Source organism: Chelativorans composti (genome assembly GCF_039541695.1).
Lineage (GTDB): Bacteria > Pseudomonadota > Alphaproteobacteria > Rhizobiales > Rhizobiaceae > Chelativorans > Chelativorans composti.
This window is the reverse complement of the sequence record NZ_BAABGS010000062.1, coordinates 1-22,793: the sequence shown is the minus strand read 5'-3', so window position 1 is coordinate 22,793 and position 22,793 is coordinate 1. Positions and strand designations below refer to the sequence as shown.

The following is a 22,793-nucleotide window of genomic DNA, read 5'->3' as shown; positions in this document are numbered from 1 at the left end:
GTTAGCTGATGATACCCATGATGTCGGACTCCTTCATGATCAGGAGGTCCTCACCATCAATCTTGACTTCCGTGCCGGACCACTTGCCGAACAGAACACGGTCGCCCGGCTTCACATCCAGAGGCACCTGCTTGCCAGTCTCGTCACGGGCGCCCGGTCCAACCGCGATAACCTCACCTTCCTGCGGCTTCTCCTTCGCCGTGTCAGGAATGATGATGCCACCAGCCGTCTTCTCCTCAGAGGTAACCCGGCGGACGACCACGCGGTCATGGAGCGGGCGAAAATTCGTCTTGGCCATAATCTGAACCCTTGATTCCCATATCGAAATGAGGTTTGTCTCCACTGGGCAGAGGAAGACCTCCGTTAGCACTCCCCCTGCGAGAGTGCTAACTGGAGATAAGGAGGGTGCCCACCAGAGTCAAGTCAGGGTTCTCCCCCAACATGCAGCAAAGTAAATCAACGGATCGGCCGTTGGCGGGCGTCGTCCTGACCATCGCCTTCTGCATCATCATTCCCTTCAGCGACGCCCTGGCTAAGGTCCTGACCGGACAGGTGCCGCTTCTGACCATTCTCATCGCCCGATTCCTGGGACAGGCTGTCATGTCGGCGCCGGCCTTGGCAAACCGCCGGGCGCGTCTCGGCTGGCGCTTGTCCGCGTTTGCGTTCCTGCGCACCGTGCTGCAGCTTGGCTCACTGGGCCTGTTCTACGTTGCCTTCCGCTATCTGCAGCTGGCGGACGCCATCGCGATCAGCTTCATCTCGCCCTTCCTCGTGCTGCTGATGGGCAAGCTTTTCCTTGGAGAGCAGGTGGGACCGCGGCGTATCGCAGCCTGCGGCGTGGGCTTTCTCGGCACGATGATGGTCATCCAGCCCAGCTTTGCGGAGGTGGGCCTGCCGGCGCTGCTGCCGCTCGGCGGCGCGCTCTTCTTTGCCTTCTATTCGATGGCGACGCGCCAGCTCGTCCGTGTTGCCGATCCCGCGGTCGCGCAGGGGATCAGCGGCGTCCACGGCGTCCTGCTGCTCGTGCTGGTGTCAGTTCTCGCGGGTCCGACGATCGAGGATGCCCGTCTCGTCGTTCCCTCCGTCAGCGATGCCTGGATGCTGGTCGGCATCGGCATCATTGGCAGCGGCGCGCATCTCATCATGACATGGGCGTTGCGCTTCGCGCCGGCAGCCACGCTTGCGCCGATCCAGTACCTCGAAATCCCGTTCGCTACGCTCATAGGCTGGATATTCTTCCATGAATTCCCAAACGCGGTCGCCTCGGCCGGCATCGTGGTGATCATGGGCGCGGGGCTCTACATCGTCCACCGCGAACGGGTCCTCGCCCGGGAGAGGTCGACGCAGGCGGCGGCCGAAGCCAGACGGGCGCTGGCCGAGCAGGCCGGGCAGGCGGAAAGCCGGATCTAGGTTCAGGCCGGTCAGGGCTGGCGCGGTTCAGGAAGCCGCGCTTAAGCCGGGCGCTTCAGCGCCCGCCGCTCCTCCTCAACCTCCTCGCGGATGCAGCAGCCGTGGAGATGATCGTTCACGAGGCCCATGGCCTGCATGAAGGCGTAGACGGTGACGGGGCCAACAAAGGTCCAGCCGCGCTTCTTCAGGTCCTTCGAGATGCGGGTGGAGGTTTCCGTCTTCGCAAGGGTGCGCAGGGTCGCGAGGTCAATCCTCTGCGGGCGTTCCTCCTGCGGCGGTTCGTGCCGCCAGAAGTAGCGGGTCAAGGAGCCTTCCTGCTCGCACAGCTCGACCGCCCGCCGCGCATTGTTGATGACGGAGCGGATCTTGCCGCCATGGCGGACGATGCCCGGATCGCGCAGGAGCCGCTCGATGTCGTCTTCGGTGTAGGTGGCGATCACGCGAAAGTCGAAGTTTGCGAAGGCCGCGCGGAAGTTCTCGCGCTTGCGCAGGATGGTGAGCCAGGACAGGCCGGACTGGAAGCCTTCCAGGCAGATCTTCTCGAACAGGCGGCGGTCGTCAACCACCGGGCGGCCCCATTCGCGGTCGTGGTAGGCGAGATAGTCCGGCAGATTGCCGTGCCAGTGGCAGCGCAGCCTTCCATCGGGGCCTTCGATCAAGCCGGGCGCATGGTCGCTCACAGGTATCTCCTCCAGTCGTGCCGCGTGGTTGCCGTTCCTTTACCAACACGGTCAATGGAACGGTAACCACGATTCCAGAATGTTCTCCTGTATTGCAGTTTCTGAAGCGTGATTCATCTTTCAGTTTCCAGTTGAACGCATGCTGCTGACACAACGGGGGCGATAGCGGTTGATCGTTCGGCCGTGACGCCCCGTCTGCCGCCATCGCCACCGGACCCAGGTCCAGAAACGTGCAGAGTGTGTGCAATGAACTACATATTGCGTTCCACCGGGCTTCTCCTGCTGGCCGCACTGATCTCGCCGGCTGCGGCGCAGGGCCGTTATGTCGAGCCGCCGCCAGTGACGGTGAGCCCGGATCTTTCCGCTCCCTGGCTGCTGCAGCTGAGGAACACCCAGAGGGTGCCCACGCGGGGAAGTGAGCGCGCCCCGACGCAGGTGCAGCGTGTCGCACCTTCGCCGGCAAGGCCCGCGGTGCAGCAGGCGGCTGCCACGCAGCAGCTGCGCCAGCATTACCAGCCGCCGCAGATCGTCGGCCGCAGACCGAAGGACTATTCGCACCTGCCCCTGGATCCGCGTTTCCTGCCGCAGGAGGTCGAGTACCACAGCAAGCATCCGGTCGGCACGATCATTGTCGATACCGCGCAGAAGTATCTCTACCTCATCACCGAGCCCGGCAAGGCTCGCCGCTACGGCGTCGGTGTCGGTAAGGAAGGCTTCGGCTGGAAGGGTGTCGAAAAGATCACGGCCAAGCGCGAATGGCCGGACTGGCGTCCGCCGGCAGACATGATCGAGCGGGAGCGCAAGCAAGGCCGCATCCTGCCCGTCCACATGCCGGGCGGGCCGGCCAATCCGCTGGGAGCCCGAGCGCTCTATCTGGGCTCGACGCTCTACCGGATTCATGGCACAAACGCGCCGTGGACGATCGGTCAGGCCGTCTCGTCCGGCTGCATCCGCATGCGGAACGAAGACGTCATCGACCTGTACGAGAGGGTAAAGGTCGGAACGACCGTCGTGGTCATCTGAATACAGGGGGACGGGCCTGCCAGAGGGGGGCAGCTCGTCAGGGGGATGTTCCGGTTGGGGAGCCGGAACATCCCCGATTTCTTTTCCGGAACAGCACCGCCATGCGAGGACCGAAGGCTTCGGGTTCGCAGACTGCCGTGCCAATCACGCAGCGGGGGCCGTTTCCCTTTTTCGGGCGAAATCGAGATGCGCGATGGCTTCCGGCTTCGGGCCGCCGTATGCCCAATCCAGAAGTTGCACCGTGTGAAGAACCGGGAGCTTCGAGCCCGACGCGATCTGCGTGATGCAGCCGATGTTCCCGGTAGCCACAAGGACCGCGCCGGTGTTCTCGATGTTACGCACCTTGCGGTCGCGCAGGCGGCGGGAAATCTCCGGCTGAAGAATGTTGTAGGTACCAGCCGAGCCGCAGCAGAGGTGGCCCTCGCGCGGCTCACGGACGACGAAGCCGGCTTTGGTCAGAAGCTGACGGGGTTCGCGCGTGATCTTCTGGCCGTGCTGCATGGAGCAGGCCGAATGGTAGGCCACTTCGAGATTGGTGACGACCGACGGCTCCGGCAGGTCGAGGGTCGTGAGGTATTCGGTAACGTCCTTGGCAAGCGAGGAGACGAGGGCGGCCTTTTCCGCATAGGCTGGATCCAGCCTCAGCATGTGGCCGTAGTCCTTTATGGTCGTTCCGCAGCCGGAGGTGGTAATGATGATGGCATCCAGCCCGCCGTTGCGGATCAGTTCGCACCAGGCGTCGATGTTGCGGCGGGCGAAGGCGAGGGCCTCTTCCTCACGGCCCATGTGGTGGACGAGGGCGCCGCAGCAACCTTCGTTCTTCGGCGTGACGATCTCGATGCCGAAGCGGGAGAGCAGGCGGACGGTGGCCGCGTTGATTTCGGGATCCAGCACCGACTGGGCGCAGCCCGAGAGAATTGCCACGCGACCACGCGGGCTTGCGACGGCCGGGGGCTCTGGTTTGCTCGGCGCCGGAACGGACGATGGCGCGAGTTCCAGCATGGCGGCGACCGGCTTCAGCGCGGCGGTTTTCGCAAACAGGGCTGCGAAAGGCTTGCCAAGGCGAGCGAGTCGCAGCGCGAAACGGAAGCGGCCCGGATAGGGCAGGATGTTCGCCAGCAGCGCGCGGTTCAGGCGGTCGAACAGCGGGCGCCGGTAGGTCTTCTCGATGTGGGCGCGGGCATGGTCAACCAGGTGCATATAGTTCACGCCCGAGGGGCAGGTGGTCATGCAGGAAAGGCATGACAGGCAGCGGTCGATGTGCGTCACCGTCTCCCTGTCCGCCGGGCGGCCCTTCTCCAGCATGTCCTTGATCAGGTAAATGCGGCCGCGCGGGCTGTCGAGCTCGTTGCCGAGCTCGGCATAGGTCGGACAGGTCGCGGTGCAGAATCCGCAATGCACGCACTTGCGCAGGATCGACTCCGAATGCGCGGTTGCGGGATCTGCAAGCTGTTCGGGCGTGAACCGGGTCTGCATTGGCTAGAGGATCCAGCTCTCTGGGTTCTTGATCGGCTCGCCGCGGCTCACTGCCTGCAGGCCGATGACACAGCGGACGACGATCCAGATCGCCACCAGGATCATCATCAGGAAGCCGATGCCGACGAACATCAAGAGCATTGAGATGAAGGCGTAGAGAACGCCGATCCAGAAGGTGCGGATGGCCCAGGTGTAATGGGTCTCAAGCCAGGCTTCCGACTTGCCGCGGTTGAGGTAGGCAAGGACAACACCGACAAGGCCGGTGATGCCGACGACGAAGCTCACCAGATACAGAACATAGATGAGCTGGATGTTGGAGACGCCGGGATCGAACCAGCCGGCCTGGCGGGCAGGGGGCGTTCCCTGGGGTTGATAATCAGTCATGGGTCCTCTCCGGATGCTGCCCTGGACGGACCATGCGGCCAGGGTTCATTATGTTCTTCGGGTCAAACTGCTCCTTCAGGCGCGCGGACAGCGCAGCCAACTGCGGCGGTTGCGGCTGGAACACGTCCACCGCCTCCCGCACGGCAACCGGCGCACGGATAAGCGTGGCATGGCCGCCGCCGAAATGCACGATCAGTTTACGTAACAATTCCGCCTCGGGGTCGGCTTCCATGCGCATCCAGATGAGTCCGCCCTGCCAGTCATAGTAGGCGTTGATGCCTGCCGCGCGGCGGAAGGTGTCGAGGAGCCTCGGTCCCGTGGTGGGCGCAACGGAGACGCGCCAGACGGGCGCGGGCGTACCGTCGGCGAAGGGATGGCAATCGCGGACCTCGCGCCAGAGCTGGCGGGACTGTTCCGTTTCCAGCACTTCCGCCGGGCCATAGGAGCGGAGAAGACGGGCGAGCAGGTCGATGCGGTACTCGACAGAGGGAGCAAAGCCCTCCACGCGGAGAGCCGTCTTCGCACCGCCGACGAGGGCACGGCCCAGGAACTTCGCGATCACGCCTTCCGGGAGGTGGGCGGCACCGGAGACCTCGGCGCTGGAGCCCATGGCGGCTGCCATGGCCTCGGCCGCCGTGTGGTCGTCGAGGCCGTTCAGGAGCAGCGTCTTCTCGGTCTCCGCCGCAGGCAGCACCTTGAAGGTGACGTCGGTGACGACCGCAAGCGTTCCCCAGGAGCCGGCCAGGCCCTTGGCGAGGTCGTAACCGGTGACGTTCTTGACGACGCGGCCGCCGGACTTGAAGGCTTCGCCGCGGCCGGAAACGGCGTGGATGCCAAGGATGTGGTCGCGCGCTGCTCCCGCCTTGAGGCGGCGCGGGCCGGAAAGGTTGGCGGCGAGTACTCCGCCGATGGTGCCCCTGCAGGGCTCGCCGCCAAGCAACGGACCGTAGTCCATCGGCTCGAAGGCAAGCTCCTGATTGTGGGCGGCAAGCAGCGCCTGAATTTCGGCAAGCGGCGTGCCGGCGCGGGCGGAAAGGACCAGTTCCTCGGGCTCGTAGAGGGTGACGCCGGTCAAACGGGAGAGGTCGAGGACGTGAGCGGCCTCGACGCGATGGCCGATGCCGCGCTTGGAGCCATGACCCAGCACCTCCAGCGGCGTTTCCTCCGCGACGGCCCAGCGCACGGTTTCCAGAACCTGTTCCGGCGTTGGTGGGGTGAAGATGGTGGCCGCTTCAGGCTGTTGCTGCTCTTGCATCAGAACCGCTCGAGATGGGGGAATGGGATCTGGCCGCGATGGATGTGCATGCGGCCGAGCTCGGCGCAGCGGTGAAGCTGCGGGAATACCTTGCCGGGGTTCAGCAGGTGGTTCGGATCGAAAGCGCATTTCACGCGGATCTGGTGATTGAGGTCATCCTCGGAGAACATTTCCGGCATCAGATCGCGCTTTTCGACGCCGACGCCATGCTCTCCTGTGAGGACGCCGCCGACCTCGACGCATAGGCGCAGGACATCGGCGCCGAAGGCTTCGGCCTTCTCCAACTCGCCCGGCTTGTTGGCGTCGTAAAGAATGAGCGGGTGCAAGTTGCCGTCGCCGGCGTGGAATACATTGGCGACGCGCAGTCCGTATTTCTCGGAAAGCTCGCGCATGCCGGCCAGAACGCGCGGCAGTTCCTTGCGCGGAATGGTACCGTCCATGCAATAGTAGTCGGGCGAGATGCGGCCGACGGCCGGGAAGGCCGCCTTGCGGCCCGCCCAGAAGCGCAGGCGCTCCTCATCCGAAGTGGAGGCGCGATTGGTGGTGCAGCCGTTCTGCGCGGCTATGGCGCTCACGCGCTCGATCAGGTGATCCACCTCAGCCATCGGGCCGTCCAGCTCCACGATGAGCAGGGCCTCGACGTCGAGGGGATAGCCCGCGTGGACGAAATCCTCCGCCGCGTGGATGGCGGGGCGGTCCATCATTTCCATGCCGCCGGGGATGATGCCGGCGGCTATGATGTCGGCCACGCACTGGCCGGCCTGTTCGCTGGTCGGGAAGCCGATCAGCAAGGCGCGGGCGGTCTCGGGCTTGCGCAGGATGCGGACGGTGACCTCGGTGACCACGCCGAGCAAACCTTCCGAACCGGTCATGAGTCCGAGGAGGTCGTAGCCCTCTGGGTCCAGGTGCTTGCCGCCCAGCCGGACGACCTCGCCGTTCATCAGCACCATCTCGATGCCGAGAACATTGTTGGCGGTAAGGCCGTATTTCAGGCAGTGAACGCCGCCGGAGTTCTCCGCGACGTTGCCGCCGATGGAGCAGGCGATCTGCGAGGACGGGTCCGGCGCGTAATAGAAGCCTTCATGCTCCACCGCCTGGGTGATGCCCAGGTTGGTGACACCAGGCTGCGCGACCACAACACGGTTGGCATAGTCGATCTCGAGGATGCGGTTGAACTTGCTCATCACGAGCAGGACCGCATCCTTGAGCGGCAGGGCGCCGCCGGAAAGCGACGTGCCCGCGCCGCGCGGCACCACGCGGATGTTGCGTTCGTGGCAGTATTTCAGGATGCGCGAGACCTGGGATACCGTTTCCGGCAGAACCACGACCAGCGGAAGCTGTCGGTAGGCGGTGAGGCCGTCCGTCTCGAAAGCGCGCATGCCTTCCTCGGTGTCAATCACTCCTTCGCCGGGCACGATGATCCGCATGTCCGCGACAATTTCCTCGCGCCGGGCGATGGTTTCCGCCTGCGGCTCGGGCATCCTCAGTCCTGACATGAAACGCGCCTCAGCATAAGAACAACTCTGGTATGCGAACTGGTTAAGACAATTGACCAGTTGTCGTCAATGTCGTTATGCTAGCATCATCCTAACATGGACCGGTTATCAAGGTGTCCGCTGTTTTCTCGAATATTGAGCACGGACGAACGTCCGACGCCGTCGTGCGGCAGATCGAGGACCTCATTCTAGAAGGGGTTCTGCGTGATGGCGACAGGCTGCCCGGCGAACGTGAACTCGCGCAGTCGATGAACGTTTCGCGGCCGGTACTGCGCGAGGCGCTCAAGGCGCTGGAGGCGCGCGGACTCATCGTGTCGCGCCAGGGCGGCGGCAACTATGTGGCAAATGTGGTGGGCGAGGTGTTCTCCACGCCGATGCGGGAACTGATCGCCTCCCATCCCAAGGCGACGGCCGACTATCTCGAATACCGGCGGGAGATCGAGGCGATCGCGGCGGAGATGGCGGCGCGGCGCGCCACCGAGGCCGACCGGCAGATGATCGCCGACATCATCCAGCGAATGGAAATGGCGCACGCGGCGGGCGACTTCGATACGGAGGCGGAGATCGACGTCGAGTTTCACAATGCGGTGGGGGAGTGCGCGCACAACTTCATCCTGCTGCATACGCTGAGGTCGTGCTACCGCCTCCTTTCGGACGGCGTTTTCCAGATTCGCGCAAGGCTTTATCATCTGCCAGGAGCGAGGGAGGCGCTTCTGGACCAGCACCGAGGCATCGCGGAGGCCATCTGCGGGCAGGATCCCGAGGCTGCGCGAAAGGCGGCCCGGGCGCACATTGATTTCATCATCCAGGCAAGCGCCGAAGCGGAGCGGGCGGATGATCGGGAACGGGTGGCGCAGCTGCGCCTCAGGCAACGGTTCCGCGACCGCAAGCCGGCCTCGCCGGATCCGGGCAACGAACGAAAGACAGACGAGGAACATTCTTGAACCAGCATATTTCTCAATCGAGGCGCGTAGGGCTCTTCGTCACCTGCCTCGTCGACCTGTTCCGGCCTTGCATCGGCTTCGCTTCGGTCAAGCTGCTCGAGGACGCGGGCTATGAGGTGGATGTGCCGATGGCGCAGACCTGCTGCGGCCAGCCATCGTACAATTCCGGCGACCGCGAAGACACCATCTCCATTGCCCGGAAAACCATCGAGATCTTCGAAGGCTACGATTACATCGTGGCGCCGTCGGGTTCCTGCGCGGGGATGTTGAAGAAACACTATCCCGCGCTGTTCCAGGATGACAGCGCTTGGGCGGAGCGGGCGAAGGCTTTCTCGGCCAAGGTCTACGAGCTTACCAGCTTCCTCACGGACGTGGCGGGCGTCACGGCGGTCGAAGCGGCGCTCGCGGGAAGCGTCACCTATCACGATTCCTGTTCGGGGCTCAGGGAGCTCGGCATCCGCGAACAGCCGCGCAAGCTGCTCGCCTCGGTCAAGGGGCTGGAGCTGAAGGAGATGGAAGACTCCGACGTCTGCTGCGGCTTCGGCGGAACCTTCTGTGTGAAGTATCCCGACATTTCCAACCGGATCGTCGAGGAGAAGACGAAGTCCATCGAGGCCTCCGGCGCGAGGATGCTGCTCGCCGGCGATCTCGGCTGTCTCATGAACATGGCCGGGAAGCTGCAGCGGCAGGGGAGCAGCATCGAGGTACGGCACGTTGCGGAGGTGCTCGCCGGCATGACCGACACGCCCGCCATAGGAAGGAGGAAGGGCTGATGGAGATACGATCGCCGGTCTTCAAGAAGAACGCGCGCGCGGCGCTGGTCGATCCGCAGCTGCGTAAGGCCATGGAGCACGTCAAGACGGGCTTCATTCACAAGCGGGCGCTTGCAGCGGCGGCATTGCCCGAGTTCGAGCAGCTGCGCGACGCAGGCAAGGCCATCAAGGACCTGACGCTCGCCAATCTCGACAAGTATCTGGAAGCCTACGAGGCGAAAGTCACGGAAAGCGGTGGGCACGTCCACTGGGCGGAAACGGCAGAGGATGCACGCAACATCGTGCTGCGCATTTGCCAGTCGGTCGAGGCGAAGACCGTCACTAAGGGCAAGTCGATGATCTCGGAGGAAATCGAACTCAACGATTTCCTGGAGGCGCACGACATCCGCCCTGTGGAAACCGACCTCGGCGAATACATCATCCAATTGCGCGGCGAGCATCCGAGCCACATCATCGCCCCGGCGGTGCATCTCACCCGCGAGCAGGTGGAGAAGGACTTCCGCCGCGCACACACGGGACTGCCCCCGGGCCGCGACCTTTCCAAGCCATTGACGATGCTGGCGGAAGCGCGCAAGGTGCTGCGCTCGCAGTATTTCGCGGCGGACGTGGGGATAACGGGCGCGAATTTCCTCGTGGCCGAGACCGGTACCTCCGTGATCGTGACCAACGAGGGCAACGGGGATCTCACGCAGATCCTGCCCAGGGTCCATATCGTGCTGGCCTCGATCGAAAAAGTGGTGCCCACGCTTTCCGACCTCGCGCAGATCCTGCGGGTGCTGGCGCGTTCAGCCACCGGGCAGGACATGAGCGTCTACACCACTCTGTCGACGGGCCCGCGGCGGCCGGACGATCCCGACGGGCCGGAGCAGTATCACGTGATCCTGCTCGACAACGGCCGTTCGTCGATGATCGGAACCGAGTTCCAGGACATGCTCCGCTGCATCCGCTGCGGCGCCTGCATGAACCATTGCCCAGTCTACCACGCGGTCGGCGGGCACACCTACGGCTGGGTCTATCCGGGTCCGATGGGCGCGGTGCTCACGCCTTCGCTCATCGGTGTGGACAAGGCGGGGCACCTGCCCAACGCGTCCACCTTCTGCGGACGCTGCGAGGCGGTCTGTCCCATGCGTATTCCGCTGCCAAAAATGATGCGGCACTGGCGGGAGCGAGAGTTCTCGCGCGGGCTCAATCCGGCGACCCAGCGCTACGGGCTCAGGGCCTGGGCGTTCTTCGCCAAGCGACCGCGGCTCTACCGGATGGCGACATCGCTTGCGGTTCCGGTGCTGTCGCTGTTCGGCAGGCGACGCGGCTCGTTCAGGGTGCTGCCGCTCGCCAGCGGGTGGACCAAGTATCGTGACATGCCGTCGCCCGAAGGACGCACCTTCATGCAGGAATGGAAACAGCGCGAGGCGCGCAAACAGGGAGGGCAGACGTCATGAGCGGACGTGAGGCCATCCTCAGCCGCCTGCGCACGGCACTTCGGGCCGGTGCCGACGATGCGGCGCGGGCGCGTGCCGTGCAGCAGAGGCTGGAGAGCGCGCCGCGCGGCGTGATTCCGGCGCGCGGGCAGATTCCGGAAGAGGACCGGGTCAGGCTGTTTTGCGCCATGGCGGAGAAGGTTTCCGCCACGGTGGAACGGGTCGCCCGTCCGGCAGACGTCCCGCAGGCGGTGGCGCGGTATCTGCGCGAGAAGAACCTGCCTGCCCGCGTGCGGATGGGTTCCGACGAGCGTCTGCGGCAGGTGCCGTGGGGCTCGGAACCGTCGCTGGAGATCACGGTTGGCCGGGCCGAGGACAGCGATCTCGCCGGCCTCGCCCATGCGCTCGGCGGGATAGCCGAGACCGGAACGCTGGTGCTGGCGTCTGGCCCCGCCAATCCGACGACCGTGAACTTCCTGCCGGAGCATCACCTCGTGGTGGTCAGGGCAAAGGACATTGCCGGCGACATGGAGACAGTGTTCGACCGGGTGCGGGAGACCTATGGCAAGGGCGTCATGCCGCGCACGCTCAACTTCATCACGGGGCCGTCCCGCTCGGCGGACATCGAGCAGACCCTGCTGCTCGGCGCCCATGGTCCCCGCGCGTTGCACGTGATCGTGGTCGATGGCGACTGAACGGGGCATAGGCCTTGCCGAGGCCGCGGCGCCGGACGGCATGCGAATCTACGCGGTCGGGGACGTCCACGGGTGCTACGATCTGCTTGCGCGGATGCACGAGCAGATCGTGAACGAAGTGGAGCGGGACCGGCCGGACGACTGGCGGGTCATCTATCTCGGCGATTACGTGGACCGGGGACCGCAATCGAGACAGGTGCTCGAGTTCCTGAGCAGCGCGGTTGAATCCGATCCGCGCGTCATCGCGCTTGCGGGCAATCATGACCGCGGCATGTTGAGCTTTCTGCGGATGCCCCGGAGGGACAGCATTTTCGCGGGATATGGGGGGGGACGCCACGGCGCGTTCCTATGGTGTGGAACTCGCATATGAATCCCATGAAGCGTTCGTCGCCTCCGCCGCCAGGCTGGCAGAGGCCATCCCCGAAAAGCACCGCAGGTTCCTGAAAGGGCTCGGATGGTCAGCCAGCTTCGGCGACCTGTTCTTTTGCCATGCGGGTATACGCCCTGGCGTGCCGCTCGACCGGCAGAGCCGCGAGGATCTCATCTGGATCCGCGATGAGTTCCTGGAGTATCCCGGGTTGCATCCGAAGCTCATCGTGCACGGGCATACGCCGCATTCGGCGCCGCAAGTGCTCACCAACCGCGTCAATCTCGACACGGGAGCGTTCCGGACGGGGATCCTCAGCGGAATGAAATTTGAAGGCGCCGGGAAGGCTCTCGTTCAGATCTCGGCGCCCGAGGGTTTCTAGCTGATTTACGGTTTCATGGAATCCGGACGGAACTCCGGACTGGCCGGGGCCGTGTCAGTGGCGGACGCTGATCCCGTAACCGTCGGCCGTCTGATAGGAGGAATTTCCGGTAGCGGCGTAGATGCCGACGCCCGAGGTAAGCACTGCTGCAAGCATCAAGAACGAAAGCAAGGCGGTACGCATTGAAGTCCAACTCAATTGGGGGAACTGACAGAGTATAGACCTCACTGGTTACCGATCGGTTCCCGAGGACTATACAGAAAAGTTACCGTGCCGATCCGATGATCGAGGCCGACAGCCCTTTACTCCTGCCTCAACAATTTGCAAGCCGGATGAGGGATCGGTGAACAAGTTTAATGGATACTGTTCCCGGAAGGTCACACGGGCGGACGGAGCGTTCACGGACAAATGATTTTGCATCCGTTTGCCGGCGAAGCAGGCGGGCTTGACGAACGGCGATCGGCATCGCATCAAACGCCAATGCGAGCGAATTACCGAATGCAGCGCCTCTACCTGACGGACGATCTCGCCGGGAATGCAGAGGTCGAAGTGGGGCGAGACCAGGCCCATTACCTGACCAATGTGCTGAGGATGGAGGAGGGACAGGAACTCCTCGTCTTCAACGGACGGGATGGCGAATGGCGGGCGCGTCTCACCAGCATTTCCAAGAAGTCGGTCCGGCTTGCGCTGCGCGAGCAGACCCGGGTGCAGACACCGGCGAGCGATCTCGTCTACTGCTTCGCTCCCTTGAAACAGGGTCGGCTGGATTACATGGTCCAGAAGGCCACGGAGATGGGAGCGGGCGTGCTGCAGCCGGTAATCACGCAGCATACGCAGGTTCCGAAGCTCGGCATCGAGCGGCTTCGTGCGAATGTCATCGAAGCGGCCGAGCAGTGCGGCATCCTTTCGGTCCCCGAGGTCCATGAGCCGGTCAAGCTCGACAAGCTGCTTGCAGGATGGGACAGCGAACGGATACTGATCTTCTGCGACGAAGGGGCGGAACACAACGGACCGCTCGAACTGCTCAGGACGCTGGAGGGGCGCCGCTGCGCGGTTCTTATCGGACCGGAGGGAGGATTCTCTGAAAGCGAACGACAGACCCTGAGGTCGCTGTCCTTTGTGCGACCCATTCCGTTGGGGCCCCGCATCCTGCGGGCGGATACGGCGGCAGTCGCGGCCCTCGCTCTGGTTCAGGCGGTCATCGGCGACTGGCGCGACTGAAGCGGCTCCGGAAACGCGGGCGCCGGTTTCTGTCCGGGTCCGCGACAGGACAGCTACCGGAACAGTTCAGAGTGATTGGAAAACCAGCACTGATCTGAAGGCCGAATCAACACCCTTGATACAAGCGTGAGAATTATTTGCTTGATTGCATCAAAGTTGTTGGCCAATCAGGCTAGGATTTGAAGTCTGAGGAAAATATGGCGCGCGACACGACAGACAGCCGGCCGATCAATTCGCTTGACGAGCTCGTCAATTACCTTGCGCAGGGCTGCAAGCCGAAGAGCCGATGGCGCATCGGGACGGAGCACGAGAAATTCCCCTTCTACGTGGACGGCAACAGGCCGGTCCCATACGAAGGTGACAGGGGCGTGCGCGCGCTTCTCGAAGGCATGCAGAAGCTGCTCGGCTGGGAGGCGATCATGGACGCCGGGAACATCATCGGCCTGGTCGAGCCGTCGGGGCAAGGTGCCATTTCGCTGGAGCCGGGCGGGCAGTTCGAGCTGTCGGGCGCGCCGCTCGAGAACATTCACGAGACCTGCAAGGAGAGCAACGCGCACCTGGCGCAGCTGCGCTCGATTGCCGAGCCGCTCGGCATCCGCTTCCTCGGGCTGGGCGCCAGCCCCAAGTGGACGCTGGCGGAAACGCCCCGGATGCCCAAGTCACGCTACGAGATCATGACGGCCTACATGCCGAAGGTCGGCCGCCACGGCCTCGACATGATGTACCGGACCTGCACCATCCAGGTGAACCTCGACTTCGAGTCGGAGGAGGACATGCGCCGGAAGATGCAGATCGGCATGCGGCTGCAGCCACTGGCCACGGCGCTGTTCAGCAATTCCCCCTTCACCGAGGGAAAGCTCAACGGGCTCCAGTCCTGGCGGGCGGAGATCTGGCGCGACACGGACAACCAGCGCGCCGGCCTGCTGCCCTTCGTCTTCTCGGAAAGCTTCGGCTTCCGCGACTATGTGGAGTGGGCGCTCGACGTGCCGATGTACTTCATTATCCGCGACGGGCGCTACCGCGATTGCACGCACATCACCTTCCGCCAGTTCCTCGACGGCGCCCTGCCGGGCGAGACGCCGAACATGGGCGACTGGACCAACCACCTCTCGACGCTGTTCCCGGACGTGCGCATGAAGCGCTTCCTGGAGATGCGCGGAGCAGACGGCGGGCCGTGGCGGCGCATCTGCGCGCTGCCGGCCTTCTGGGTCGGGCTGCTCTATGACGACGAGGCGATGGCCGCGGCCGAGCAGCTCACGCGCGACTGGACCTTCGAGGAGGTGAACGCGATGCGCGACGCCGTGCCGACGGGCGGGCTCGAGGTTGAATTCAGGGGCCGAAGGCTGCTGGAGCTTGGCCGCGAGGTGCTGGAGATTTCCCGCACGGGTCTCAGGAATCGCAAGCGGCTTAACTCCGAAGGCGCGGACGAGACCGTGTTCCTCAACACGCTCGATGAGGTGGTCGCGCGCGGCACAACAAGCGCGCAGGAGCTCTCAACGGCCTTCCAGATGCGCTGGAATGAATCCGTCGAACCGCTGTTCCAGGAACACGCGTATTGATTCCGGTTTCCGTTGCGGGGCAGGGGGGAACTTTCCGCAGTCTGTCCCGTAACTATCCACGTCCTTCATTGACTTTGCTGGTCAGGCTTTTTATAAGCCCCGCACGCTCGGGCGACTGTCTGGCGTACCCCAGGTATGCCTTGCGGTCATTACGCTCCTGTTATCCAACAGAATGAAGAAGGGCCGCACTCCGCGGTATTCAAATAAATGAAGCGCACCTATCAGCCCTCCAAACTCGTCCGCAAGCGCCGTCATGGCTTCCGTGCCCGCATGGCGACCAACGGTGGCCGCAAGGTTCTCGCCGCCCGTCGCGCGCGTGGCCGCAAGCGCCTGTCTGCCTAATTCCCCAAGAGACCAGGGGTAAGGAGACTTGGCGGAAAAGGCGGGTCCGAAGACGCCGGGGCGGCTCAGGAAACGAAGCGAGTTTCTTGCCGTCCGTGCTGGAACGAAGCGTCGGGGCCCCCTGTTCCTGCTCGAAGTCCTGGAACGCGGCGACCAGGGTTTGCCGCGTTTTGGCATTACGGTCACCAAGAAGGTGGGCAACTCCGTCGAGAGGAACCGTATTCGCCGCCGTGTGCGCGAAGCCATCCGCACACATGCTGCTGGTGACATGTCGCCTGGACGAGACTATGTGATCGTTGGACGGCGTGAGATCCTTTCGGCACCGTTCGATGTGCTAAAAGAAGAGCTCTCCCGTCGGCTGCGCGACAGCAAACCCGTCAAAACGGGCTGAGGACATCATGGAAAACAACCGCAATCTGCTCATCGCCTTCGTGATCTCGATGGTCATCCTGACCGGATGGCAGATGTTGTACGTGAATCCCAAAATCGAGGCGCAGCGGGAGGCGGCGCGCATCGAGGCGGAGCAGGCAGCCGAGACGTCCAATCTGGATTCGGTCACGCAGAGTGACACGAACATTCCGGCACCGGGCGCTACGGCCGGAAGCGAGGTTCCCGGAGCTTCGTCCAGTGCCACCCAGCCCGTTTCGCGTGAGGCTGCCGTCGCCAGCAGCCCGCGTGTCCAGATCGATACCCCGCGGCTTGCGGGCTCCATCAATCTGCAGGGCGCCCGCCTCGACGACCTGAAGCTCAAGGACTATCGCGTCACCGTCGAGCCCAATTCGCCGAACATCGAACTGCTCATCCCGGCCGCGCTGCCGGATGGCTATTTCGCTGAGTTCGGATTCGTCGGTTCCGCCGCAAGCGGCACGGTCCCCGGCCCTGACACGGTCTGGACCGTGGAGAGCGGTTCGACGCTGACGCCGCATACGCCCGTCACGCTCACCTATACCAACGAGAAGGGCCTCACCTTCCGCCGCACCATTTCCGTGGACACGAACTACATGTTCACGGTGACGGACACGGTGGTCAACGGCGGCACGGAACCCATCGAGCTGCGCAGCTACGGCCGCACCACCCGCATGGGCACCCCGTCAACCGCTGGCCTGTACATCCTGCATGAAGGCCTGATCGGTGTGACCGGCGAGAAGGGCCTGCAGGAGATCAAGTACGCGGATGCCGAGGAAGAGGGGCAGATCAAGCCCGGCAAGTCGGAGGACGGCTGGCTCGGCATCACGGACAAGTACTGGGCCGTTACCCTGATTCCGCATTCCGGTGTGGCCTTCGATCCGCGCTTCGCCTTCTTCGGCGAAGGCCGTCCGCGCTTCCAGGCCGATTTCCTGACCGACCCCATCGTGGTTCCGGCGCAGGGCGAGCAGACCGTCTCCAACATGGTCTTCGCCGGCGCGAAGGAAGTTCACGTCATCGACGAGTACGAGAAGACCAAGAACATCCGCCAGTTCGAGCTGCTGATCGACTGGGGCTGGTTCTACTTCATCACCAAGCCGATGTTCTATCTAATCGACTGGCTCTATCGCCTGCTCGGCAACTTCGGCCTCGCGATCCTCGCCACCACGGTGATCGTGAAGCTGGTGCTGTTCCCGCTGGCGAACAAGTCCTACAAGTCGATGGCCAAGATGAAGCAGCTCCAGCCTGCGCTTCTGGAAATCCGCGAGAAGTACGGGGATGACCGGATGAAGCAGCAACAGGCGATGATGGAGCTCTACAAGAAGGAGAAGGTCAATCCGGTCGCCGGCTGCTGGCCGGTGCTGGTGCAGATCCCGATCTTCTTCGCGCTCTACAAGGTGCTGTACGTGACCATCGAGATGCGTCACGCGCCATTCTTCGGCTGGATCCGGGACCTCGCCGCGCCGGATCCGACCTCGATCTTCAACCTGTTCGGCCTGCTGCCTTACGACGTGCCGGCGTTCCTGATGATCGGCGTGTGGCCAATCATCATGGGCATCACGATGTTCCTGCAGATGCGCATGAATCCGACGCCGCCCGATCCGACCCAGGCCATGATCTTCAACTGGATGCCGCTGATCTTCACCTACATGCTGGCGAGCTTCCCGGCGGGTCTGGTGATCTACTGGGCGTGGAACAACACGCTGTCGATCATCCAGCAGGCGGTGATCATGAAGCGTCACGGCGCGAAGGTCGAGCTTTGGGACAATCTGGTCGGCATGTTCAAGAAGAAGCCGAAGCCGGCGGAGTGACGCCGGTCCATTTCCAATCAGCGAAGGCCCGCCCTGCGGGCCTTTTGCTTTGGTAGCCTTTTCTTTGACCCGGTGTCGGTTAAGCTTCTGCAAGGGGAACGGTCAGTGGTGCAGCAGGGTAGTTCCCGCAGAGAAATCACGACGGCCAACACGGGAGAAACAGCATGAACGGTCCTGATCCGAACGACATGTATCCGATGAAAGGTTTCCCGAGAGTCGGATTCCTCAAGCCGCTCGTGGATGCGGTGAACATCGAGATCGGCGAGTACACCTATTACGACGATCCCGAGGGGCCCGAGCACTTTGTCGAGCGGTGCGTGCTCTATCACTACCCGTTTGTGGGCGACAAACTGATCATCGGACGGTTCTGCGCGCTGGCAAAGGGCGTCCGCTTCATCATGAACGGAGCGAACCACGCCATGTCGGGGTTCTCGACCTATCCGTTCAACATCTTCGGCAACGGGTGGAAAAAGGGCTTCGATGTGTCCACCTGGCAGGAGGCGGTGCGCGGCGATACGGTGGTCGAAAATGACGTGTGGATCGGCTATGGCGCGATGATCCTGCCCGGCGTGCGCATCGGCAACGGAGCGATCGTGGCCGCTGAAGCCGTGGTCAGTCAGGACGTGCCGCCCTATGCGATCGTGGCCGGCAATCCCGCCCGCGTCGTGAAGATGCGCTTCGATGAGGCGACGGTCGGGCGGTTGCAGGCCATCGCCTGGTGGAACTGGCCGGTTGACAAGATCACCCGGAATCTCGATGCCATTCGCGGCATGGACATCGAGCGACTGGAGAAGGCGGAATAATGACGAACGAGAACATGGCGCCGGGCGCGACCGCCAGCGAGACGAAGGAAAAGGCGGTCCCGATCGTGACGCCGGAAACCGACAGGCTGTTCCGACGCGAATGGATCTTCCTGCGCGGCGTGGCGGCCATGAAGTTCCTGCCGCCGGAAGGGCCGCACGAGGTAGCCTTCGCCGGGCGTTCCAACGTGGGCAAGTCGTCGCTCATCAATGCGCTGGTGCGGCAGAAGGGGCTTGCGCGCATGTCGAACACGCCGGGGCGCACGCAGGAGCTCAACTTCTTCATCCCGAGCGGCTACAGCGGCGAGGCGGAGGACCTGCCGCCCTTCGCACTCGTCGACATGCCGGGATACGGCTTCGCACAGGCGCCGAAGGCGCAGGTGGAGGCCTGGACGAAGCTCGTGTTCGACTACCTGCGCGGGCGCGTGACGCTCAAGCGCGTCTACGTGCTCATCGATTCGCGCCACGGCATCAAGCGCATCGACGAGGAGGTGATGGACCTGCTCGACAAGGCGGCGGTGTCCTACCAGGTGGTGCTGACCAAGGCCGACAAGATCAAGGCGCCGGCGCTCAAGAAGCTGGTGGAGGACACCGCGCAGAAGATCTCCCGACGGCCCGCCGCCTTCCCAGGCGTCATCGCGACGTCGTCGGAGAAGGGCTGGGGGCTTGACGAGCTGCGCATGGCGATCACCACCGCAGTCGAATACACGGGATGAGGCCCCGTCTTCTGACGTAACTGTTCATTTGCCAGTAGCCGCGAATAGGCTATTAGAGCGCAAAGCGCTTCCTGACCGGTGGTGCAAGAGTTTCATGCTGGCAACGCGACCCGAGAGGCTCTTTCCGGGCGCCGGCCAGACAGGCGATCATGCGTGGAAACGGGACATGACGAATCTTACTGACGCAGAAGCACAAGCCGCCCTTCTCTCTGCCGCGCTGCCGTTCATGCAGCGTTACGAGAACAAGACTGTCGTGGTGAAGTACGGCGGGCACGCCATGGGCAACCAGGAACTCGGACGCGCCTTTGCCCGCGACATCGCGCTGCTGAAGCAGGCCGGCGTCAACCCGATCGTGGTGCACGGCGGCGGGCCGCAAATTGCCGACATGCTGAAGCGCCTCGGCATCGAGTCCCGTTTCGAGGGCGGACTGCGCGTGACGGATGCGAGAACCGTCGAGATCGTCGAGATGGTGCTGGCCGGTTCGATCAACAAGGAGATCGTCGCGCTCATCAATGCCGAGGGCGAATGGGCGATCGGGCTCTGCGGCAAGGACGGCAACATGGTATTCGCCGAACGCGCCCGCAAGACGGTTGTCGACCCGGATTCCAATATCGAGCGTGTGCTCGACCTCGGTTTCGTGGGCGAGCCGGTCGAGGTGGACCGCACGCTGCTGGACCTGCTGGCCCGTTCCGAGATGATCCCGGTGATCGCCCCGGTTGCGCCGGGCCGGGACGGCCATACCTACAACATCAACGCCGACACATTCGCGGGCGCCATCGCCGGCGCGGTGAAGGCGGCTCGCCTGCTGTTTCTCACCGATGTGCCGGGCGTGCTCGACAAGAACGGCGAGCTGATCCCCGAGCTCACGGTGGCGCAGGCCAAGGCGCTGATCAAGGACGGCACGATTTCCGGCGGCATGATCCCGAAGGTAGAGACCTGCATCCAGGCCATCGAGCGCGGCGTGGAGGGCGTGGTGATCCTCAACGGCAAGACCGCGCATGCCGTGCTGCTCGAGATGTTCACCGAGCAGGGCGCCGGCACGCTGATCGTGCCCTGATTGGCGCTGCAGACACTAGTCTTTCAGAAGACGGACCGGAGCCCGGCGGCTCCGGTTTTCTTTTTGGGGAAACGGATCTGTCCCGGGTTCAGTCCACGAGGACGAGCACGATGATGCCGAGCGCGATCAGGACGCATCCGGCGAGTTCCGTGCGGTTGATGCGTTCGCGGAAGTACCAGGCCGAGGAGGCCAGCGTGAACAGCATTTCGATTTGCGCCAGCGCCTTGACGATTGCGGCCTGCTGCAGGGTCATCGCCATGAACCAGCCGAAGGAAGCGGTCGCCCCGCAGAGGCCCACAAAAAGCGAGGGTTTCCATGCCTTTGCGATGCGGCTGAGCTCGGCGCGGTCGCGCAGCAGCATCCAGCCCAGCATCAGAACCGTCTGCAGGACGATGGTGCAGAGCAGGGTGGTTGCCGCCTGCATCATGAAGTTCGGGCCGCCCAGGGCGAGCGAGCCGGCGCGATACGAGACGGCGGAGATGCCGAAGAAAGTGCCGGAGGTGAGCCCGATCAGCGCCGTGCGGCTGACGAGAGAGGAGAAGACGTTCTTCCAGGTCATCGGCGCGTGGGCGACGGAGATCAGCATCACTCCCACCACGGAAATCGCGATGGCGATCAGGGCGCCGAAGCCAGCCGACTCCTGCAGAAGCACGAGGCCGAAAATGGCGGCCTGGATCGGCTCGGTGCGCGAATATGCTGTGCCCACCGCAAAGTTGCGGAAGGAAAACAGGTGGACGAGCAGGAACGTGGCCGCAATCTGCGCGATCGCCCCGATGACAACCCAGACCACGAAAACTGCATTGGGGCTCGGGACGGGAAAGCCGCCAAGCCTGTTCAGCAGGAACACGTAGAGGGCGGCAAAGGGCAGGCCGAAACCGAAGCGCACAAAGGTGGCGCCCGTCGTGCCCATGACGCCTTTCAGGTATTTCTGCGCGGCGGACCGCAGGTTCTGCAGGAAGGCTGCCGCGATGGTGATCGGTATCCAGAGTTCCATGGGGTAATCGCCCGGAGGAGGTGGTGGGAACTGCAGTCTCCGTCGCGCGATTGATCTTGCGGGCAAGAGGGGCTACCACGCGAATGGAGACGGTGCCTGATAGCACGTGTGCAGGAGGGCACAATGTTTTTCTTGCGCCCGTCCATCATGGCGTGACGCATTCGTGACCAGAGCAGGGTATTCCCGTGAACGTTCCAGACCCCAGCCACTTCCAGCACGTCCGGACCTGGATCTTCGATCTCGACAAGACGCTCTATCCGCACGACACCGACCTTTATTCGCAGATCGACGTGCGGATGACGGCCTATGTGTCGGAGCTGCTCAGCCTGTCGCGGGAAGACGCCCGCAGGCTGCAAAAGGAACTCTATCGCGATCACGGAACGACGCTGCGGGGGCTGATGGACCTCTACAACATCGATCCCGATGACTTCCTGCAGAAGGTGCACGACATCGACTACAGCTGGCTGAAGCCCAATCCGGAGCTAGGCCGGGCGATCCGGGCGCTGCCGGGCCGCAAGTTCATCTTCACCAACGGCAACCGAAGTCATGCCGAACGGGCGGCGGCGCAGCTCGGCGTGCTCGACCATTTCGAGGACATCTTCGACATCGTCGCTGCGGGGCTGGTGCCGAAGCCCCGGCGCGAGAGCTACGAGACGTTCATGGCCCGGCATGGCATCCAGGGGCCCGACGCGGTGATGTTTGAGGACCTCGCACGCAATCTTCGGGTGCCCAAGGCCATGGGTATGAAGACGGTGCTCGTGGTGCCGCGCAATCTGGAGAGCACATATTCGGAGATCTGGGAACGGGACCTGGGGCAGGAGGACGAGGTCGATTATGTGACGGACGATCTGACGCGGTTCTTGCGCTTGATCGTGCGCGGTCCGGCCCCGGCGGACATCTGATCGAAGCGGAAAGGCAAAGGTGTGGTCAGGGCTCCACGGCGGCCCTGAACCGTTCCGGTCATCCATTCCAGGGTAATTCCGGACGGAGGAGCGGATTTCATTCTCCCCGGGCGCTTCCAAGTGGTCCCCGGAGGTTGGGGACATGCGATAGAGCGGGACGTGCCGCGCAAAGGAGGGGCGGACGGCGCATTCGCCGCCGAGGTCTGCCTCACTGAGAGCGCTGGGCGGGTCGAACGGAGCCGCTGCCTGACCGTCGCTCGCGCTGACGGGAGCCTGTCCTCGCGGTCTGTCGCGCTGGCGCATGCGCGGCCGGTTTCCGTCCGGCAGCGGCCTCGGTTGCCAGCTCCTGTACGGCCTTTTCGTGCAATTTCAGCGTGAAATCATGCAGTTCGACGCTGATGGCCGCGATGTAGTATCGCCAATCCCGGTCGGCCATGGATCGGGACGTTATGGACAGGATGCTGCGCACATTATTGGCCGCGTGGGGGATCGAATAACCGCATGGGCCAATGCCGTGGCGGGCTCCATCCTGAAGCACGCCGCGCCTGTCGCTTCTTTTCGACAGATCCGACCAGAGAATTGACCTGTCCGGGAATTTCCTACCAGTAAGGACTAGAGATTCTGGCCTCGGATGTTAATTCGTTGGTCAGGTTTCCCACAAACTCGTGTGGGGTTTGGTAATT

Annotated in this window: 25 protein-coding genes; 17 read left to right on the top strand and 8 right to left on the bottom strand. The window is 63.5% G+C overall.

Annotated elements, in window-relative coordinates:
• Position 1 precedes the first annotated feature (1 nt).
• Complete coding sequence (gene groES / locus ABD906_RS11155) at positions 2-298, bottom strand: co-chaperone GroES (protein WP_345099477.1); 297 nt, start codon at positions 296-298, stop codon at positions 2-4.
• A 173-nt stretch (positions 299-471) separates the two neighbouring features.
• On the opposite strand from groES, the gene ABD906_RS11150 reads away from it, so the two are divergent.
• Positions 472-1,410 carry a DMT family transporter gene (locus tag ABD906_RS11150; protein WP_345099476.1) on the top strand — a complete coding sequence of 313 codons (939 nt, stop codon included), beginning with the start codon at positions 472-474 and terminating at the stop codon, positions 1,408-1,410.
• A 41-nt stretch (positions 1,411-1,451) separates the two neighbouring features.
• Here ABD906_RS11150 and ABD906_RS11145 read toward each other — a convergent pair whose 3' ends face one another.
• Positions 1,452-2,090: a DNA-3-methyladenine glycosylase I gene (locus tag ABD906_RS11145; protein ID WP_345099475.1), complete on the bottom strand. Its 639-nt coding sequence runs from the start codon at positions 2,088-2,090 to the stop codon at positions 1,452-1,454.
• Positions 2,091-2,336: 246 nt separating this feature from the next.
• Between ABD906_RS11145 and ABD906_RS11140 the strand changes: the two genes are divergently transcribed.
• Positions 2,337-3,113: a L,D-transpeptidase gene (locus tag ABD906_RS11140; RefSeq protein ID WP_345099474.1), complete on the top strand. Its 777-nt coding sequence runs from the start codon at positions 2,337-2,339 to the stop codon at positions 3,111-3,113.
• A 144-nt stretch (positions 3,114-3,257) separates the two neighbouring features.
• On the opposite strand, the gene glcF is transcribed toward ABD906_RS11140, so the two are convergent.
• The 4 genes from glcF to ABD906_RS11120 are packed head-to-tail and all read right to left on the bottom strand — an operon-like array spanning position 3,258 to position 7,724.
• Entirely contained in the window at positions 3,258-4,589 is a 1,332-nt protein-coding gene (glcF, locus tag ABD906_RS11135; RefSeq protein WP_345099473.1) for a glycolate oxidase subunit GlcF, read from the bottom strand.
• 3 nt (positions 4,590-4,592) lie between these two features.
• On the bottom strand, positions 4,593-4,973 hold the full coding sequence (locus ABD906_RS11130; protein ID WP_345099472.1) for a DUF4870 family protein: 381 nt from the start codon (positions 4,971-4,973) through the stop codon (positions 4,593-4,595).
• A complete protein-coding gene (glcE, locus tag ABD906_RS11125) occupies positions 4,966-6,228 on the bottom strand; it encodes a glycolate oxidase subunit GlcE (protein ID WP_345099471.1) in 1,263 nt (420 codons plus the stop codon). Before glcE ends, ABD906_RS11130 begins: the two co-directional genes overlap by 8 nt.
• Positions 6,228-7,724 (bottom strand): FAD-linked oxidase C-terminal domain-containing protein, encoded by a 1,497-nt coding sequence (locus ABD906_RS11120; RefSeq protein WP_345099470.1) that lies wholly within the window; start codon positions 7,722-7,724, stop codon positions 6,228-6,230. The genes glcE and ABD906_RS11120 overlap by 1 nt, the downstream gene beginning before the upstream one ends.
• A gap of 113 nt (positions 7,725-7,837) precedes the next feature.
• Here ABD906_RS11120 and ABD906_RS11115 point away from each other — a divergent pair, with 113 nt between their 5' ends.
• From ABD906_RS11115 to ABD906_RS11090, 6 genes are read left to right on the top strand one after another with little or no spacing between them, the layout of a single operon-like run.
• Positions 7,838-8,668 carry an FCD domain-containing protein gene (locus ABD906_RS11115; protein ID WP_345099469.1) on the top strand — a complete coding sequence of 277 codons (831 nt, stop codon included), beginning with the start codon at positions 7,838-7,840 and terminating at the stop codon, positions 8,666-8,668.
• Entirely contained in the window at positions 8,665-9,441 is a 777-nt protein-coding gene (locus ABD906_RS11110; protein ID WP_345099468.1) for a (Fe-S)-binding protein, read from the top strand. The genes ABD906_RS11115 and ABD906_RS11110 overlap by 4 nt, the downstream gene beginning before the upstream one ends.
• Positions 9,441-10,880, top strand: a complete 1,440-nt coding sequence (locus ABD906_RS11105; protein WP_345099467.1) for a LutB/LldF family L-lactate oxidation iron-sulfur protein — start codon at positions 9,441-9,443, stop codon at positions 10,878-10,880. Before ABD906_RS11110 ends, ABD906_RS11105 begins: the two co-directional genes overlap by 1 nt.
• Positions 10,877-11,554, top strand: coding sequence for a LutC/YkgG family protein (locus tag ABD906_RS11100; RefSeq protein WP_345099466.1), 678 nt, complete (start codon positions 10,877-10,879; stop codon positions 11,552-11,554). The genes ABD906_RS11105 and ABD906_RS11100 overlap by 4 nt, the downstream gene beginning before the upstream one ends.
• Positions 11,544-11,924: a metallophosphoesterase gene (locus ABD906_RS11095; protein ID WP_345099465.1), complete on the top strand. Its 381-nt coding sequence runs from the start codon at positions 11,544-11,546 to the stop codon at positions 11,922-11,924. The genes ABD906_RS11100 and ABD906_RS11095 overlap by 11 nt, the downstream gene beginning before the upstream one ends.
• The gene (locus ABD906_RS11090; protein WP_345099464.1) at positions 11,908-12,303 is read left to right on the top strand and encodes a metallophosphoesterase family protein; all 396 of its coding nucleotides are present in this window, start codon (positions 11,908-11,910) and stop codon (positions 12,301-12,303) included. Before ABD906_RS11095 ends, ABD906_RS11090 begins: the two co-directional genes overlap by 17 nt.
• A 54-nt stretch (positions 12,304-12,357) precedes the next feature.
• Here ABD906_RS11090 and ABD906_RS11085 read toward each other — a convergent pair whose 3' ends face one another.
• Positions 12,358-12,486: a hypothetical protein gene (locus ABD906_RS11085; RefSeq protein WP_345099463.1), complete on the bottom strand. Its 129-nt coding sequence runs from the start codon at positions 12,484-12,486 to the stop codon at positions 12,358-12,360.
• A gap of 297 nt (positions 12,487-12,783) precedes the next feature.
• Here ABD906_RS11085 and ABD906_RS11080 point away from each other — a divergent pair, with 297 nt between their 5' ends.
• The 8 genes from ABD906_RS11080 (at position 12,784) to argB (ending at position 20,214) form a co-directional block, all read left to right on the top strand.
• Positions 12,784-13,524: a 16S rRNA (uracil(1498)-N(3))-methyltransferase gene (locus ABD906_RS11080; protein WP_345099462.1), complete on the top strand. Its 741-nt coding sequence runs from the start codon at positions 12,784-12,786 to the stop codon at positions 13,522-13,524.
• Between the two features lie 197 nt (positions 13,525-13,721).
• Complete coding sequence (locus ABD906_RS11075) at positions 13,722-15,083, top strand: glutamate--cysteine ligase (protein ID WP_345099461.1); 1,362 nt, start codon at positions 13,722-13,724, stop codon at positions 15,081-15,083.
• Between the two features lie 207 nt (positions 15,084-15,290).
• Positions 15,291-15,425 (top strand): 50S ribosomal protein L34, encoded by a 135-nt coding sequence (gene rpmH, locus ABD906_RS11070; RefSeq protein ID WP_078070738.1) that lies wholly within the window; start codon positions 15,291-15,293, stop codon positions 15,423-15,425.
• A gap of 28 nt (positions 15,426-15,453) precedes the next feature.
• Positions 15,454-15,816, top strand: coding sequence for a ribonuclease P protein component (rnpA, locus tag ABD906_RS11065; RefSeq protein WP_345099460.1), 363 nt, complete (start codon positions 15,454-15,456; stop codon positions 15,814-15,816).
• 7 nt (positions 15,817-15,823) lie between these two features.
• Complete coding sequence (gene yidC / locus ABD906_RS11060) at positions 15,824-17,641, top strand: membrane protein insertase YidC (RefSeq protein WP_345099459.1); 1,818 nt, start codon at positions 15,824-15,826, stop codon at positions 17,639-17,641.
• 164 nt (positions 17,642-17,805) lie between these two features.
• A complete protein-coding gene (locus ABD906_RS11055; protein ID WP_345099458.1) occupies positions 17,806-18,444 on the top strand; it encodes a CatB-related O-acetyltransferase in 639 nt (212 codons plus the stop codon).
• 14 nt (positions 18,445-18,458) lie between these two features.
• Positions 18,459-19,157: a ribosome biogenesis GTP-binding protein YihA/YsxC gene (yihA, locus tag ABD906_RS11050; protein WP_345099483.1), complete on the top strand. Its 699-nt coding sequence runs from the start codon at positions 18,459-18,461 to the stop codon at positions 19,155-19,157.
• A gap of 166 nt (positions 19,158-19,323) precedes the next feature.
• The gene (gene argB, locus ABD906_RS11045) at positions 19,324-20,214 is read left to right on the top strand and encodes an acetylglutamate kinase (RefSeq protein WP_345099457.1); all 891 of its coding nucleotides are present in this window, start codon (positions 19,324-19,326) and stop codon (positions 20,212-20,214) included.
• Between the two features lie 88 nt (positions 20,215-20,302).
• Here argB and ABD906_RS11040 read toward each other — a convergent pair whose 3' ends face one another.
• Positions 20,303-21,208, bottom strand: coding sequence for an EamA family transporter (locus ABD906_RS11040; RefSeq protein ID WP_345099456.1), 906 nt, complete (start codon positions 21,206-21,208; stop codon positions 20,303-20,305).
• 185 nt (positions 21,209-21,393) lie between these two features.
• Between ABD906_RS11040 and ABD906_RS11035 the strand changes: the two genes are divergently transcribed.
• Entirely contained in the window at positions 21,394-22,110 is a 717-nt protein-coding gene (locus ABD906_RS11035) for a pyrimidine 5'-nucleotidase (protein ID WP_345099455.1), read from the top strand.
• Positions 22,111-22,793: the final 683 nt, after the last annotated feature.